The sequence below is a fragment of the Paenibacillus sp. HW567 genome, assembly GCF_000374185.1.
Taxonomy (GTDB): domain Bacteria; phylum Bacillota; class Bacilli; order Paenibacillales; family Paenibacillaceae; genus Paenibacillus_AQ.
Genome location: NZ_KB910518.1, coordinates 4,873,822 through 4,888,999, shown reverse-complemented (window position 1 = coordinate 4,888,999; position 15,178 = coordinate 4,873,822). Strand labels below are relative to the sequence as shown.

The window sequence follows — 15,178 nt, the reverse complement described above, 5'->3', positions numbered from 1 at the left end:
TATAACAAGGGTTTAGCTGTTAGGGGAGGTCATTTCCCCACATTTTCCCCACACGGGGTAACATAATTAGAGGCTTCTCATGAGTTCACTGAACTTGTGGGAAGCTTCTTTTTTCATGGTCTTGGTTACATGTAGGTATACGCTGCGGGTGGTGTCGTCGTCCTTATGACCCAGCCGTTCCATAATCTCCGTCAACCCTACGCCAGCCTCTGCCATTAGGGATGTATGCGTGTGGCGCAGGGAATGGGGAGTCAGCTTCTCATTCAAACCGGCCAGCTTCAGCAGCCGCCTCATGCGGTTCTCTATAGTCTTGATGAACTCCGGGTAGCCGACATTCAGTACATCCGTCTTGGCGAATATGAAATCTCCATCGTGGTAGATCTTTCGGTATTCCATTTTGATTGTATTCTGCTTCGCGCGGTGCTTCTTCAATTCATCAATTACAAGCTTATCCAGATCAATGGTCCGTTTCGAGCTCTTGGTCTTCGGGGTAAGCAGCTCATATTCTCTGGTCCTATTCGTGGGGTTGTAATAGGTTCTGCTGATGTTGACGCTATGCTCTTTCTCATCGAGATCCGACCAGCGAAGCGCACATAATTCCCCGGCGCGCATCCCACTGTAGGCCAGTGTCAAGAAGATCGGGTAATCCTGCTCCAGCCCCTGTTCCTTTGCCGTCTGCAAGAATTTGGCAAGCTGCTCCTTCTCCAGGTACTTGATGGCTGATTCCTCTTGTTCGACTTCCTCCAGTGTCTTCCGGACGCGCGGCACCTTGGCATATAATGTCGGGTTCGTCTTAATCTCATCCAACTCCATAGCCTTAGTGAAGATCATCCGGCCGGTGGTGTGTACGCCGGAGACGGTGTTATCACCTAAGCCTTCTTTCTTCAAGGCGGTGAGGGCTGCTTGATACTTCTTCTTGGTGATGTCCCGCAGTTTAAGATTGCCGAAATATTTCATCAGCTTATCAGATTCATGTTTCCGCACCCGGAGTGAGCTGACCTTTACAGTAGGGCCGTAAATCTCAAGCCACGTCTTAACGAAATCCTTAAACAGGGTATTCTTTTCATCAACATAGCTCCCACGCTCGTATTCGGTCATAAGCTCCGCGCAGGCCTTGATCGCCTCCCGCTTGGTCTTGAAGCCGCCGACTTCCTTTTGCTTCCGCTTATTGGTAACTGGATCGCGCCCGATGTCCAGTGTGAAGGACCAGGTAGCCCCACAGGTGCATTTCTTTCCTTCTTCGCATTTGCAGCCGCGCTTTCTGTAGTAGCCTGCCATGTTATGAGCCTCCTTGTGATCGTTCCGTATTGAGCGATAGAACTGTACATTTCAGAACGTTTGTAGTTGAGGAGTGTATTTGTACCTCTCTGCGTAGTCAGGTTGTAATTCCTGACTATAACGTCACAAATTACGGCTTAAAATGCGTGTTTGGGGGAAACTATCCTCAAGAGTGTGTCGCAAACACGCATGCTGTCTCTATTCGCCTTCAGGAAGAAGCGTGTTTCCCTTCTGAAGCTTCCGCTCAACCTTCTTAACATCTTCGTGCACCGGCAGGTTCTCCGGCATGGTTCCGCCTAATTCCTTAATGGTTTGCCGCACCTTGGCCCCGACATCATAATGAGCGCGGTTAGCGTTATCTTTACCCTGGATATCCTCCCGGCGTATTTTGTCTTCGGCTTGTGTTGCCCGGAAGAGGTTGGCTGCCAGTTCGGTGCTGCCCATGTGATCAAGAATCTTCTGCGATTTTTTGAGGCCTTTGCGGCTGTGGATGCCCTTAGCGTCCAGTCCGCCATATAACCCTTTATACCCGTGATTCTGGAACACGGCGAAATCGACTGTGGTGAGCACGCCAGCCTGATACGCTGCATCTGCCAGTTGGGTATTATGCTTGCGCAGCTCATCCCGCAGCATAACACGCCGCTGCTCTTCTGTGGCTTGCTCAAAGACTTCCTGTTTCCGGGTCTGGACGGCAAAGTATGTTTGACCCAGGGCAACAATCTCCTTGGAGGGGTCGGCGTTCTGTATGATGAGGTAGCAGGCGTAGCGGGATAAGCGATAGTCTTTCAACGGGCGCATAGCTCCTGAACCGATTTGAACCATTTTGCGCACCTGAGCAAAATGGTCATCTTCTAGCTGACCACTATTCCTACATGCTATCTTTGCTTTCTCAATTGTGGATTCAAAATTCCGGAAATTGAGGTATTCCAAAATCAATTGAAGATCTCGGGCAGACCAGTATTCATTGCCGTTCTCATCTTCCTGGCGTGCTTGTTCAAACGGGGTTTCGTGTTCATTAGTTGGCTTGTTCGTCATAATATTTCAGCTCCTTAAGGGATAATAGATAATAGAGTAACACGATTAGGCGTTCTGCATGAGCTATTTTTTCCATTGCGATAGAAGGTGCTTTCGCGTGCAGGGCACGCAAAACCCATCACCACAAGGGAATATTAGGTTTTGTGCGAGCTTCGCACAAAATTGAAACTGTGTGAACATTTTTCTTCACGCGGTGAAGAAAATAAAGATTCACTTGGAAGCACTGATACCCCTATTTTCATTACCCGGCAATGAAGTCGATTCAATATTGTAGTTAATGCCGAGCTTCAGCAAAAACATCAGAAGCCGGACCGACTGTTCACCGAAGCTCGGTGGAAAATTATTTTCAGTCGTCAAGCGACCATAAAGAGAGTTTCGTACGCCGGGCGGACAAAACCATTTTACCAACCGTTGGTGAAAACTATGTCCAAGTAAGATCCAGGCTTTCCGTCACCGCATGACGGAAACGTTCCTCGCCATCTTGGCGATTTTGTACCAGCTTCGCACGGAACTCCTGTTTTGTTCACCGCGTGAACAGAACTACTAAAGATCCTTACAGAGCATTGCAGAGTTTTCACTGCCGGGCAGTAAATACCCTTGACTGCATCCTTAGAGTTTTTGCTGCTCGGTAGCAAAAACTCATTTCGCTTAGTTTTCAGCGCCTAGTGCCGAAAACTCATTCTAGATCTTTAGCCGGCTGCAGCCTTGCATGCATACGTAAAAAATCAACCAAAGGCATTTTCAAATATGCATCATGTTTTCTAAGCACACGTATTAATACCGGTTCTAATGCGTCTGCAATGGCTTGGATGGGATCACCTTCTACGGGAACAAATTCGATTTCAATTTCAGGGCGCTTTCTGGTCTTTCTCGTATTTGTCATGGTTCATAGCTCCTTAATGCAGGATTTATCCCCCATATGCCGAATTATGGTGTGGGAGGTGAATATTCATGTCATTTAGGTTTGATAGACAGCACTTGACCGGTCAGCAAAAAGCAATTGCTACCCAAAGGGACAGAACAAGTGAAGCCATCGGGAAAACTCAGCCCACTAAATCTAAAGTGCAAGAAATGGTCGAATTCATTGGTGAAAATCAAATCTTTGACTTGGTCATTACAAGACATGAGCCTGAGCAGTCGGGATATGGGAATCATAACTCCATGCAAGTAGTCATCGATGGTGGCGGTTATGTTAGCATTCCAGAATTATCTTTTAAAGGTGTTCTTGCCGAAGAAGTCATTGAGTCTGTAGGAGAAAAGCAGGCTAAAATGAAGTTTAATGATAGTGGAAATCCGATACAACTGAGTATTATAAAGCGCCATGTGTGAGCCCCTAACCGGTGCTTTTTCTATGCCTGAATAAAATAAGAAACGTAATTACAGTGAACTATTATCATTTCCTATTTTTCAATCTCACGGTCCAATTTTGGACCATCACCTTATTTGCTTCGCTTTACCTCCCTGTCTTCTGATCGCCCTTCCAGCCATTCAATGAATACGGCTCGTGATACAAACAACCGTCGTCCAACCCGGGCAGCGTGGAAAACTCCTGAATTTAATAAGAGGTACACCTGGTTCTCTCCAATGCCTAAAAACTTTTGAATATCAGCAGGGGAGAGTACCGGCGGCAGAAGATTCTCCGTTCTCGTAATATCGTACCGCGACGATCCTTCCGGTGTAGGAACAGCCACAGGCTCTCCTCGAGGTCTTATATTCACCGTCACCTCGATTTTCATTTCCTTCAGCTCCTGCAGGGCAGCAAACAGTAAATCGGCAGCGGGTGAACTGCTTGTAGCTTCACTGCTCATCGGCCGGCTCTGCGTTGATGTGCTTGTAAAGCACTTCATCAAGATTGGTTGCGATTACTCCATGCTTACGATAGACCTTCATCATTTCATCCCGTACTAAATTCTTCACGATGGCTGCAGACTGCTCTGGTGTAGCAACATTGACAAATTCAACTTTGAAACGTTTCTTCACAGAACTAATCCCCTCCGGATTTATTGTATCGGCAGTCGATCCTTGACCATCCCTTTTAAGAGTTGTTGCAACTGTTGTTTCTCTTCTTCCGTTAAACGAATGCCTTCATAATTCACATCACACATTGCAATTACATAAGCCAAGTCGGTATCTAGTGGCGGAAATTTAGAGTCTTTGATTTCTTTAAGTAGTGCCATTTTCTTTTCATAGGCTTTCTGCTCTTCACTTTTTGGGAGTGATGCAATAATTTCACCGTGATTTCCTGAGAAGTGAAAATTAAAGTACTCTTTGTCTTCTGAAAAATTGAACTTTTCCTGGTTGTGTTCTGCATTCATGACTGAGCTCCTTTATTAATTTCTCGATGATAGGTAAATATAGAGGGCGCGGTTTATGTGTAATTTTACCTATGCTCTATGTAAGGACGGCTGTACAGGGCTTGCAAAGCGTCTCGTGAGGCGTATTAGTATATCGTAGTGATGGAACAGGCTGATTGTAGGGAACAATTCACTTCTCAAGGTCAATTATTGGGCGGCGCTTAATTATTTCCGTGATTTTCACTGTGATGTTCATTCCATACTCGCGCTTTGCTAGATCTTGAATCCCTCGTTCCATCCACTCATTGAGAGGCTTTGTTCCGTTAATCTCCCGTATATTGAAGTGCTTCTCTTTCTTCGTGGGATCAGCTCCTTTATCTTGTATACCTCCTTCTTTGTAACCTTTTTCTTTCATTGGTTGCTGTGCTGGCTGCTCGGGAAAATCCTGCTGGTTTTTATTGTCCTCAATCCCTTGCTGGGTGCGGGGTTCTGATGGTTATTCGGATTTATTTGGGGCAACTCGTCCGTCAGTTAGTGCATCAAGAAAAAGGGTAATTAACTTCCGATCATTCTTGGATAGAGGAATCCTTTTATATGTTAGGTCATCGTTTGTGGATAGAATATACTCTAATTCATCCTCAGATAATTCATGGGCAGTCATCCAAATGTCGCTTGCAAGATCACTCTTGGCTATTGAGTCATTTAAGTTTTTAATTTTTGTAATAATGCTGAGTTTATTATCGTCCTCCGAAAGTTCAATGTGTTTTTCTATAACTTCTCTAATTTGTTGGGGTATAGAATCGTCAGGATTTACTAAGGCACTTTTGTATATCCAGTTTATGTACTCTTCCAAATAAGTGTTTTGCTCCTCTTTTGCAGTCTCAGTTTCATCCTCTGACCTTTTGGGGAGGTGTCCAGCCTCTTCCATCATTTCAATTAAATCTGCTCCTAATGGTTTGTATAGAAGTTTTAAGATATCCGGAGACGGAACACCCTGAACACCTCTTTCTCCTCTTTCAAGTTGAGATAAATAAGAATATGACAATCCGATTTCTTTACCTAATTCTTTAAGTGTAAGGCCTTTTTTCTTTCGAAGACTTCGTAAATATTGACCGAATGATTCAGCGATTTTAAACACGTCCTTTTAAACTAATATTTGAAGCGATTATACAATGAATTGCACTAAATGCGCAATTAATAAAATAAATGTTGCAACAAGCGCAAAAATGAGCTATATTAATTCCACAGGTTGCAACATTAGGAGGTGGAGAAATGAAAATTAGAGTAAAAGATCCAGCACAATTAAATGAACTCATCATGATTAAAGGGTTTTACAAAACAGAGTTTGGCAGAGAGATTGGCATGTCTGGTCCGATGACTACCCAAATCACGAACGGGGATCGCAGCCCATCACCACGTACGGCTAAGCGCATTTGTGAAGTACTTGAATGCGACTGGTCAGAATTATTCGAGATTGTCAAAACGCCGCAGCAAGCAGCCAAGTAACCAGCACCATCACACAATTCATCATTCCCCGCACCACCCGAGTGTAAGCACACCCCGAGGCTCCCGGCCGCTATTCCGTGCTTAGATAATCGGCAAATACAGATTTAGAAGGAGACAAACGATCATGACAACACCAGCCAAGCCCGCTGCCGTCCAGATCCCGGCACATCTGCTCACGGATCGCTACTGGCGCGCATTAAATCACCTGTTCACCCAGCACTGCCTGCTGCAGCGGTACCTGACCACTCAATACTTTGATATGGAAGAAGGTACGGTCGATTCCGCAGCGCTTAAGCGGCTGTCCCGGCCGTGGAGCCAATCGGAGAAATTTATGCTCAACCTGGCGCTGCACTTGTTCAATGAGCGGCTGGCAAAGGTGAACCTTTCCGATATGGACTATCTGGACGAATTTAATAAGCGGCTCGTAATTGAGGCGTTGCGGTCGCGTTTTGGATAATGGCTGTTCCGCCCCTTGTGATAAGTCAGTTATCAGGGGTTAGCTGCTAATTCGCGACGTTCGACAGGCAAAATAAAGATAGGAGGATGAATTAATGCAGTATTCAGCGGAAGAAAGGGAAACGACATGTGTCTATGACTACATCGCTGGTACCTGGACCGTTTATACCTGTGTTCCAACTCATATGACCAAGCTTCGCAAAATAGCTCAACCAATTTGGGAAGAAAAAGACGGCGACCGTGTAACCGCAGCTAAATGGTTGCTCAAGTCTAACCAAGTCAGATTCGCACAAGAGATGGTGTCAAAAATGACCGACGAACAAAAGCAAGCCGCTTCATTGCGTTTGAAGCATTATAACCAAAAACGCGACGATAACGTTGTAAACTAGCACTCATAACTCATATTAGGAAGTGATATAACATGGAACGCAAAGATTTTCCTATTGTCCTTCAAGCAAAACATGTTACGGAGATTCTCGGTGTAGCAAAATCCACTACCTACGAACTGTTCGCCAGTCCAGGATTCCCATTGCTGCAGTTGAATGGCCGGAAGCTGGTTTATAGAGATTCCTTTTTCGAATGGTTGGATGCCAAGCAGAAGGCGGCGCAATGAGCAGGGCAGGGCAGCGATTCATAAGCCTACGCCTGCTGGAGCTGCTAGGGACTCTGACTGCCAAGCGCGTCGAGATGGAGCGAGTTGGTATCCAGCTTGAGCTGATGGCCGACCTGTACGAGAAGATAGGTAACGCCCTGTTTGAACTTAACGGTATTGATCCGGCGCGGGCGAATACGCTTTGGCTCACATTGGAGGATTACCTGTCCGGCCGTATTAAGAATTACGAACTGCTAAGCCTGCTGGTAGGAGCGGCGGCATACTGATATAACTCCACATGGGACAATGCGTGAAGATAAGAGGGATGGTGGTGATGTGGCGCGGCCTAGAAAAGAAGGTATGGATTACTTCTCTCATGATACGGATGCGGTAAATGATGAGAAGATTGAAGCCATGCGGGCAATGTTCGGGAATGACGGTTACGCATTTTATTTTATAATGCTGGAACGTATTTACCGATCAAGTGTGCCGGAGCTGGATCTATCAAAGAAGGTGTTTAAAGCTTCCATAATCGGCAAGTTAATGGTTGACGAGAAAAGGTTCAATCAAATGATGGATGCCGCGTTCGATATTGAGCTCTTTGATCGGCAAGCCTATGAACAGCGAATGGTTATTACCAGCAATGGAATACGTAAGAGATCGCAAGAAGTTCAGCAGCTCCGGGACCGTTGGAGAAAGAAGAAAGACAAGGGGGGCGATAATTCGAATGATGGGGAAGAGGGGCCATAAGTTTTCCCCAGAGAATTCCACGGAGAAAACGGGGGTAGTAATGCCACAAAGTAAAGTAAAGGAAAGAAAAGAAAAGAAAAAAGATATTAAAAGATACATCGATTTTCCAATCGACGATCATGTTTTTCTAAACATTTATAATTCTGAATTCAGAAGAGCGATGAAAAAGGAGCACCCTCAGGTAACAGAGCAACAACTTTTACACATCATGCATCATATTGAATCGCTACAGGAATGGGAAGTGACTGCTGAGGAGTTCAGGGAACAGGTGAGAGATCACTTTGAACATCTGCCTGAGGGTAACAATGGTAGCTTCTTAGCCTTCATTCCATCGTTTATGAGGCGATTTGAAATTCCATATACAGGGTTTGATAAATGGTAATGAGTCACCTCAAAACAAAAAAAAGCTCTCCGCAGCGGGAGAGCAAGAGTCGTATTATCACCCACAAACTATATCACAAAGGGTGATCAGAAGTGAAGATATTAGATAATCTGCCGGCATGTGTAAAGCATGAGATCAGAGCCAAGGTTGAAACTGAGCTTGAGCGATATCGGATGTGGAAATTCATCACTTTCCAGGAGAGAGAAGCCTCCCTTACTGCCGCATTGTCAGATACGCCCAAAGAATTCACTGGCGCTGTAAGTGATCAGACGGGAAATATAGCAACGTACAACGTCGATGAGCGTGAGCGCCGCCGCCAGTTCTGTGAATGGATTGAGTTGGCGGTTAGCAGGCTGCCGCGAAGAGAAAGGCAGATCATTACGGATCGCTACATGCAAAGAGAAACAATCTTTGATTACGTAGTGTTCAATCAACTCCTAGATCCGCCCCTCAGTGAGGTTACTTACTACAAAGTGAAGAACAGGGCAATGGCAATGCTGGTCTTATCACTGAACATAGAGGTTGAAGGGCTGCAGGACATATTCTAACGATCGGAGGCGCGGAAGCTTGAAACAAAGAGTAGTCATGTCAAAGCAGGACGAAGAGCAAATTGTGAAATTCTTATACAAAGCCGGTATTCACATCAATATGGAAATGAAGCTCAAAGGACTGGAAGAGCTGCAGCAAGCAGTGCAGAAGTTGGAGATGACAGAAGCAGAGATCATTACCCGCAAATACTTGGCGCGAGAATCCGACTACACCAGTCACCAGGCAATCTATAAAGACTTGGGGATGAGCCCAGGTTCATACAAGAAGCATCGGCTGAGGGCACTCACTAAGCTAGCTGGGGAGATGGAAATCAGGAAATTCTAGTAAAGGGCTGTTCCTGAAAGGAGGTGTTGAACTTGTCAATGGAGGAGCTGGCTTACCGCTGGCGGCATAATGCCCGTCAGTACAACGTCATAATTCGCAACATTAAGCGGGGGGAGTACAGAAGGTAGGCTTCTATGGTATCTGTTCGAATTTCAGCTTTCGTAACATGCAAAACTTAACTCAAAATCGAAGGAGATAGAGAACGATGGAGCAACGTAAAAGCATGATTGAAATGCAATGGCAAATCACAGAGGGTGGAAGGCTGATTCCTTTCAAGCAGTACTTGGAAGATACCGTCCAAGACCGCATCTCCGCTCATTTGATGGCAAATGAACTGGAGGAGACACTAAGCGCAGCAGCCGCGCCAGATGCGCAATGGACCGATGTTGTCGATTACATCGCTCCTATTGCTGGCTGGGTATTATGTGAGGCGGTGGAGACTGACAGAGAACTGTACAACGAGCTTGTTTATTCTCTTAAAAATGCATTTGTTCGCTTGAGAGATATGTTAACGGTGGAACGGCAGGGTGAGAAGGTGTTTGAACTGGACCGCGATCATGTCGATTTCCTTGATGATCTGGACAGATTCATTCAAACACTCGTTGGAGGCGGATGTGCAGTCAAGAATGTAAACAGTTCAGGTAAAGGACAGTACATCATCACTGTCGGAAAGGCTGAATAAATAAGATTGGGGGAAACGCTATGGATAATACCATTACATTGAATCGGAATTCCACCCGGGCGTATCATTCCAAGTATTTAGCTCAATGTGCCGTGTCAAAAGGCCGGCATATGATTACCTTGCGAGAAGCACGTGAGAATGTAAAGCGATCAACGAAGGAAGCAGCTGTAGCTGCAGGCATCACAGAGCGGACATTGAAGAGATGGGAGATTGACTGCGGGAGAGTTGACGCGTTTGCATTAGGTCGCCTTTGCATATTTTACGGCGTTTCGATGGATCACATTTTTCCAGGTAAAGCAACTGACCTGCTGGCGGCGAGAATGGAGGTAAGCATTGTGGAGAAGAAGACATTTGAAATTGATGACCTAATCGTAGTCTTGAAGCAAATGGGTCGTGATACAACAGAGCTTGAGAATTTCGTTGAAGAGATCAGAAAGAGCAGGGAAGCCGAAACGAAGAACGCCTCCAGTGCGCCAACACAGGAGACGTTAAGTATGTAGCTTATGTAATTGTTTCCCAATGAGGCAATTATACTGCATTTCACTTATAGGTTGCAACTATTAAATTCTATTCAATTATTGTTAGGAGGAATAAGTCTGTGTGCAAAATCAGTCTAGTGGAAAGGGCGAGACCGCCCACATCGATTCTTAGCTGTATTTCGTGTGATTTTCAGTATGAATTACAAGCTCTAGTACCAAGTGAGGGTAAATGTAGCAAGTCGGAAGTGACCAGCTAACTATAAACGAACAGGGAGAGATTAAGCATGTTCAAAAACAAAGATTGGAAAGAATTGATGCAGGAGTTTAAAGATAAAGTTGATAAGCGGGAAGTCTTGATCCAAAGCAATATTGATGGACTTCAGGAGAAAGTCGAGGTCATTAAAGGGAAAATTAAGGACAATGCTGACAAAATGATTGAGGCAGAAATGAATGAGGATACCAATGGATTAGAGAAATTCAAAAAAGAAAATCGTAAACTTCGGCTTGACCTTGAAGAGATCCAGGACTCAATTGCTGGGTATGAAACTCAAATAGGAACTTCTCGAAATTTATTTGTTAAGGACTTGGATAAGATTCGGGATGCTGCTAATAAAGCTGAGGAAGAAAGAATTCGCTGGACCGATGAAATTGTTTCTAAACGGAAGGACTTGGAGTCGGAAATTAAGGAAATTGAGAAACAGATCAGTGAAATTAACAATGAGCTTATATTCAGCAGAGCTGTCACAGAACAATTGGAGTACTCCTCTTATCTTATTTATATTGATCCAAGGTCTAAATCGCTTAAAGACTACGAGAAAAAGAGCTTTATAAATTCTTGGTTGTCAGGTGACAGTTTAGATAGATATTTCAAATAAGATATATAACCGAAATCATATTGGCGCGGTGCTCATAGATTGTACTCTATTTCTAAATCTGAAAGGAATGAACAATGTGGCAACTACCACGGCAGCAATGCTCCGGGATATACAGCAGTTCCAGCAGTGGAAGGCCAAGAACCATGTGAAGCAGGGCAAGGCATACCTGTTTCGTGGAGCTGCGGTCATGACTCGAGGGAAGAAGCGGACCAATAAGGGATAAGCAAAACCAGTTGGATCACGACGCCCGCTGATGATTTTGGGTCCTCCCAGGGCTTCAGAAAGAATGCGGGTGCGCGTGAGCCCGAAAAACGTGCAGATTTTTATTTGAAAATTCACTTCCGTTTCCATTTCGGAAGACTAGAATTACGAAACTGCATGATTTTTCTTCAAATAATGACTTTAAAATGCCATCTTCTGCCTGATCGAAAAAAGCGGAAGTGGCATACTCGCTATTAGCAGGAAGTAACCGGCAGAAAGGAGCGGTTCTTTGAACACTATTCCTCTCACAAACCAAATTCAACTTTTGACTGAATATTCAGAGTACAGGAATGCGCAACTCATCAAGAAAATATCCGGGCTGAACAATGCCAAGGCACAGAAGCTCGTTGAGCGGGAGCTGCCGGAAATACTGGCCCTAAATTTTGTTCAGTTGCAGCAGTGTATCCAGTTACGGAATCAAGTAGCCTTCGAAGGAGCCAATATATTCCGTCAGCAGATACCGGCCAGAGGTGAAATTATATCAATTATGGCTTCGCTGGAGGAGCTGTCCAAGAATCGTATTGCTGCTGCCCTTAACATGGAGCACTTGGCCCAGCAGTACGGAATATTGATTACCGCTAAGATTTTAGGCGATGCGTTAAGCCGCCGTAAGGTGCGTAGGATGATTTCAGATTCCGATCTGGCGTATTTCAGGTCGCTGCCGCAGGATGATCAAATTTCAGTGAAGGTCTTTGTCGAGGCCTTGAAACCAATTCCTATGAGCAGCATCTGAGGTTGAAAATAGGATGGGTTTATTAATTATAGGAATTTCCTATGAAGGGGGTGATGCTAATAAAAATATTTGTAATATCAAAATGAAAAGAGGTGAACATTTATGTCAGGTAAAGAATACCAAATAGCATTTGAGCTAAAAGCAAAGCTTGAGAGTTCGTATACAGGTTCCATGCGAAAGGTGATGGATAATCTCAACAATCTGGAAACCACTGCGCGTGCGATCGAAGGAATCCGTATCTCAGGCGATATGGTACGTCCCCTGCGGGAAGGTTTGCAGGCAGTAGAGCGTGAGTTTGATCAACTGCGCCGCATTCCGCGGATTGATGGCATATTTACGGAGACCGTCAAGGAGCTCAAAGAGGCTGTCAAGGAGTCGCAGCAGTTGAGCCGTAACCTTCAGGAGATCGCTCGCATTCGGATGCCCTCCAACATGTTCGGTAATGACTTGCAGCGCTATACCCGCGACATGCAGGATCTTGAGCGGCGCATGCGGGAGATCAATGACATTCAAAGACCGCAGCCTGGTGATTCTGGCGGCGGCGGTGGAGAGGCTGGGGGCGGAGACAGTTCTGGGGCATGGGCTTTAGACGGAGCTGCTCTTGCTGGTGGTGCCGGTGTTGCAGTTGTTGGTGGGTTAGCCCTCGCTGGGCACGCCGTTTTCTCCTTTTCAGAAGAATATCAGGAGGCTATGAATCAATTGCAGGCGAGTACAAACTCTTCTGCAGAACAGATGAAGGGTTTTAGCGCCATTGCGGAAAACCTGTATAACCAAAACATGGGTGAAGGATTTTATGATGTTGCGGAGAGTATGAGTGCCGTCCGTAAAGTTACTCAACTCACTGGATCTGATCTGGAGTCTACAACCAAAAATGCTATGGTGTATGCCGATGTCTTTAATGAAGATATCTCCGAATCTGTTAAAGCTGCGGATACGATGATGAAGAACTTTGGCATTACATCGACAGAGGCATATAATCTTTTAGCTCAAGGGGCTTCTGGTCCATTATCAAAGAGCATGGACCTGTTGGACACAGCCAATGAATATAGCGTCTATTTTGCAAAATTAGGTTTCTCTGCAAACCAGATGTTCGACACTTTCGCAGCAGGTATGGAAGCTGGGGCATTTTCACTGGATAAAGTGGGAGACGGAATTAAAGAATTTGGTATCCGAACTAAAGATGGGTCGAAAACCTCACTCGAAGCATACAAAGCAATCGGGTTAAATGGTGCTCAAATGACTAAAGAATTTAATGAAGGTGGTAAGACGGCACAGGAGGCTTTCTTGAAGACTGCGAAGGCGATAAAAGCGATCAAAAATCCAGTTGTCGCAAATGCGGTGTCCGTCCAATTGTTCGGAACACAAGCGGAGGACCTTGAGTCGCGAGTAGTTAAGGCAATGACCTCGGCAAAGCGCCAGTTCGACATGACAAAGAATACGATGGAGGAGATCGGCAAGGTCAAATACAATACAATTGGTCAAGCCTTCGGCGGGATCGGCAGAACGTTGCAAACCAGCCTGATCCTCCCAATCTCGAAAAAACTATTACCTATATTTTCAGGACTTGCTGACAAAATGACAGACTGGGTGCCCGCTGTTATGGGGGCGTTCGGTAAAGTTGGGGATGCTGTTTCTGACACCGTTGGAGTGATAAGCAAAATTATATCAAGTGGATTCAGTGATCAGGGCGCAGCGGCATCAATCAATTTTTTAGACAGGATGGGCCTTGACTTCTCCACGGCTACTCAGGTTGTAAATACCGTAAAAAGCATTTTTGGCAGTATCAGTGGAGTTGTTGAGAATGGGAAAAAAATGTTCTCGGGACAGCTTGATATAGCCGGATTGTTTGGCATTACGGGTGGCGATATGAATGGAGTTATCTCTGGCTTTAAAGACATCTTTGGAAATCTCAAAGACTACTTTTCTGACTTTATTGGCAATCTGGTGGGGCTCTGGCCTTCGATTCAAAAAATGTTTGGTTCTGTAATGTCGCTTATTCCCAAACTCCTGCCGATATTTGGAGCTATTGGGAGGGCGGCTGTAACAGGATTTCAGGCAATATACAAGTCGATTATCCCTATAATTACCTATCTATCCAGCATGCTCTGGCCGATTATCAGCAAGATATTCACATTCCTGTCCACTCAGGTATTTCCACGGGTGGCGTCGATGATAGCAGGATTAGTGCCGCCGATTATGGTTGTGGTAGGTAAGGCAGGCGAAATGCTGGGATCAATCGGCACAGCGATAACCCGGGCGTTCTCGGTGGTTAAGCCTGTTTTGGACGCTGTATTTGCGGCCTTTAATTTTATATGGCCCAATATCAAAAATGTCGTAATGAACACTGTCGATTTGATAGGGGGCATCATAAAAGGGCTTCTGAAGTCATTGGGCGGGATCATTGACTTTGTCACTGGTGTATTTTCGGGAAACTGGAGCAAGGCATGGCAAGGTATTAAGGATATCTTCTCAGGCATATTTGACGGCCTTGGAGCAATCCTAACCTTTCCGATTAACGTAGCTATTGACGCTATCAATACAGCTATTCGGGGCATTAACAAAGTGAGTTTTGACGTGCCTGATTGGGTCCCTGGGATCGGCGGGGATACATTTGGGGTAAGCATACCGGAAATTCCAAAACTCGGCGGCTATGCGACTGGTGGTTATGTGGACAGTCCAGAACTGGCTTGGGTTGGTGAAGGTCGTTCGCCGGAGTGGATCATCCCAGAAAATAATTCAGCGAGATCACAGGGGCTTCTACAGGCGGCTAACCGGAGTATGGGCGGCGGAAATGCAAACACCGACAACAGTAAAATGGTGATCAACTATAACCCAACCATCATTATCGAAGGGAATGCTGACAAAGCTACGGTTGATATGGCTGTTAAGGCTGGACATGACGATTTTGACAAGCGTATGAAAGGTTGGAATCAGCAGAAAGCGAGGGTGAGCTTATCCACATGACCTATACCAGGATACAAG

24 protein-coding genes are annotated in these 15,178 nt (G+C 45.3%); 16 read left to right on the top strand and 8 right to left on the bottom strand.

What is annotated here, in order from left to right; translation table 11 throughout:
• Nucleotides 1-66: 66 nt before the first annotated feature.
• The 3 genes from B212_RS0121730 to B212_RS0121720 form a co-directional block, all read right to left on the bottom strand.
• Complete coding sequence (locus tag B212_RS0121730; RefSeq protein WP_019913209.1) at nt 67-1,278, bottom strand: site-specific integrase; 1,212 nt, start codon at nt 1,276-1,278, stop codon at nt 67-69.
• Nucleotides 1,279-1,476: 198 nt separating this feature from the next.
• Nucleotides 1,477-2,313 (bottom strand): DNA damage-inducible protein D, encoded by an 837-nt coding sequence (dinD, locus tag B212_RS0121725; protein ID WP_019913208.1) that lies wholly within the window; start codon nt 2,311-2,313, stop codon nt 1,477-1,479.
• Nucleotides 2,314-2,989: 676 nt separating this feature from the next.
• Nucleotides 2,990-3,196: a hypothetical protein gene (locus B212_RS0121720; protein ID WP_019913207.1), complete on the bottom strand. Its 207-nt coding sequence runs from the start codon at nt 3,194-3,196 to the stop codon at nt 2,990-2,992.
• A gap of 68 nt (nt 3,197-3,264) precedes the next feature.
• On the opposite strand from B212_RS0121720, the gene B212_RS0121715 reads away from it, so the two are divergent.
• Nucleotides 3,265-3,642 carry a hypothetical protein gene (locus B212_RS0121715; protein WP_019913206.1) on the top strand — a complete coding sequence of 126 codons (378 nt, stop codon included), beginning with the start codon at nt 3,265-3,267 and terminating at the stop codon, nt 3,640-3,642.
• 110 nt (nt 3,643-3,752) lie between these two features.
• Here the strand turns inward: B212_RS0121715 and B212_RS35815 are convergent, their stop codons facing one another.
• The 5 genes from B212_RS35815 to B212_RS33330 all read right to left on the bottom strand — a co-directional run bounded on the left by B212_RS35815 (nt 3,753) and on the right by B212_RS33330 (nt 5,745).
• Complete coding sequence (locus B212_RS35815; RefSeq protein ID WP_332258082.1) at nt 3,753-4,121, bottom strand: helix-turn-helix domain-containing protein; 369 nt, start codon at nt 4,119-4,121, stop codon at nt 3,753-3,755.
• Nucleotides 4,111-4,293, bottom strand: a complete 183-nt coding sequence (locus tag B212_RS0121705; protein WP_019913201.1) for a hypothetical protein — start codon at nt 4,291-4,293, stop codon at nt 4,111-4,113. The genes B212_RS35815 and B212_RS0121705 overlap by 11 nt, the downstream gene beginning before the upstream one ends.
• Nucleotides 4,294-4,313: 20 nt before the next feature.
• On the bottom strand, nt 4,314-4,628 hold the full coding sequence (locus tag B212_RS0121700) for a hypothetical protein (protein ID WP_019913200.1): 315 nt from the start codon (nt 4,626-4,628) through the stop codon (nt 4,314-4,316).
• 169 nt (nt 4,629-4,797) lie between these two features.
• A complete protein-coding gene (locus B212_RS0121695; RefSeq protein ID WP_019913199.1) occupies nt 4,798-5,022 on the bottom strand; it encodes a hypothetical protein in 225 nt (74 codons plus the stop codon).
• A gap of 81 nt (nt 5,023-5,103) precedes the next feature.
• Entirely contained in the window at nt 5,104-5,745 is a 642-nt protein-coding gene (locus tag B212_RS33330; RefSeq protein ID WP_019913198.1) for a helix-turn-helix domain-containing protein, read from the bottom strand.
• Between the two features lie 134 nt (nt 5,746-5,879).
• On the opposite strand from B212_RS33330, the gene B212_RS0121685 reads away from it, so the two are divergent.
• The 15 genes from B212_RS0121685 to B212_RS32120 all read left to right on the top strand — a co-directional run bounded on the left by B212_RS0121685 (nt 5,880) and on the right by B212_RS32120 (nt 15,160).
• A complete protein-coding gene (locus B212_RS0121685) occupies nt 5,880-6,113 on the top strand; it encodes a helix-turn-helix domain-containing protein (RefSeq protein ID WP_019913197.1) in 234 nt (77 codons plus the stop codon).
• A 124-nt stretch (nt 6,114-6,237) separates the two neighbouring features.
• The gene (locus B212_RS0121680; RefSeq protein ID WP_019913196.1) at nt 6,238-6,570 is read left to right on the top strand and encodes a hypothetical protein; all 333 of its coding nucleotides are present in this window, start codon (nt 6,238-6,240) and stop codon (nt 6,568-6,570) included.
• Between the two features lie 94 nt (nt 6,571-6,664).
• Nucleotides 6,665-6,958, top strand: coding sequence for a hypothetical protein (locus B212_RS0121675; RefSeq protein ID WP_019913195.1), 294 nt, complete (start codon nt 6,665-6,667; stop codon nt 6,956-6,958).
• Nucleotides 6,959-6,990: 32 nt separating this feature from the next.
• The gene (locus B212_RS0121670; protein WP_019913194.1) at nt 6,991-7,182 is read left to right on the top strand and encodes a hypothetical protein; all 192 of its coding nucleotides are present in this window, start codon (nt 6,991-6,993) and stop codon (nt 7,180-7,182) included.
• On the top strand, nt 7,179-7,448 hold the full coding sequence (locus tag B212_RS0121665) for a hypothetical protein (RefSeq protein ID WP_019913193.1): 270 nt from the start codon (nt 7,179-7,181) through the stop codon (nt 7,446-7,448). Before B212_RS0121670 ends, B212_RS0121665 begins: the two co-directional genes overlap by 4 nt.
• 19 nt (nt 7,449-7,467) lie before the next feature.
• A complete protein-coding gene (locus B212_RS0121660) occupies nt 7,468-7,911 on the top strand; it encodes a DUF4373 domain-containing protein (RefSeq protein ID WP_019913192.1) in 444 nt (147 codons plus the stop codon).
• Complete coding sequence (locus B212_RS0121655; RefSeq protein WP_019913191.1) at nt 7,889-8,293, top strand: hypothetical protein; 405 nt, start codon at nt 7,889-7,891, stop codon at nt 8,291-8,293. Before B212_RS0121660 ends, B212_RS0121655 begins: the two co-directional genes overlap by 23 nt.
• 92 nt (nt 8,294-8,385) lie before the next feature.
• A complete protein-coding gene (locus tag B212_RS32130) occupies nt 8,386-8,841 on the top strand; it encodes an ArpU family phage packaging/lysis transcriptional regulator (protein ID WP_019913190.1) in 456 nt (151 codons plus the stop codon).
• A gap of 19 nt (nt 8,842-8,860) precedes the next feature.
• Nucleotides 8,861-9,166: a hypothetical protein gene (locus B212_RS0121645; protein ID WP_019913189.1), complete on the top strand. Its 306-nt coding sequence runs from the start codon at nt 8,861-8,863 to the stop codon at nt 9,164-9,166.
• Between the two features lie 205 nt (nt 9,167-9,371).
• Nucleotides 9,372-9,848 carry a hypothetical protein gene (locus tag B212_RS0121635; RefSeq protein ID WP_019913187.1) on the top strand — a complete coding sequence of 159 codons (477 nt, stop codon included), beginning with the start codon at nt 9,372-9,374 and terminating at the stop codon, nt 9,846-9,848.
• Between the two features lie 20 nt (nt 9,849-9,868).
• Nucleotides 9,869-10,348, top strand: coding sequence for a helix-turn-helix domain-containing protein (locus tag B212_RS32125; protein WP_019913186.1), 480 nt, complete (start codon nt 9,869-9,871; stop codon nt 10,346-10,348).
• A 263-nt stretch (nt 10,349-10,611) separates the two neighbouring features.
• Nucleotides 10,612-11,202, top strand: a complete 591-nt coding sequence (locus tag B212_RS0121625; RefSeq protein ID WP_019913185.1) for a hypothetical protein — start codon at nt 10,612-10,614, stop codon at nt 11,200-11,202.
• Between the two features lie 76 nt (nt 11,203-11,278).
• A complete protein-coding gene (locus B212_RS34655) occupies nt 11,279-11,425 on the top strand; it encodes a hypothetical protein (protein ID WP_019913184.1) in 147 nt (48 codons plus the stop codon).
• Between the two features lie 267 nt (nt 11,426-11,692).
• Entirely contained in the window at nt 11,693-12,196 is a 504-nt protein-coding gene (locus tag B212_RS0121615) for a hypothetical protein (protein ID WP_019913183.1), read from the top strand.
• A 102-nt stretch (nt 12,197-12,298) separates the two neighbouring features.
• Nucleotides 12,299-15,160, top strand: coding sequence for a phage tail tape measure protein (locus B212_RS32120; RefSeq protein WP_019913182.1), 2,862 nt, complete (start codon nt 12,299-12,301; stop codon nt 15,158-15,160).
• The last annotated feature ends 18 nt before the right edge of the window (nt 15,161-15,178 follow it).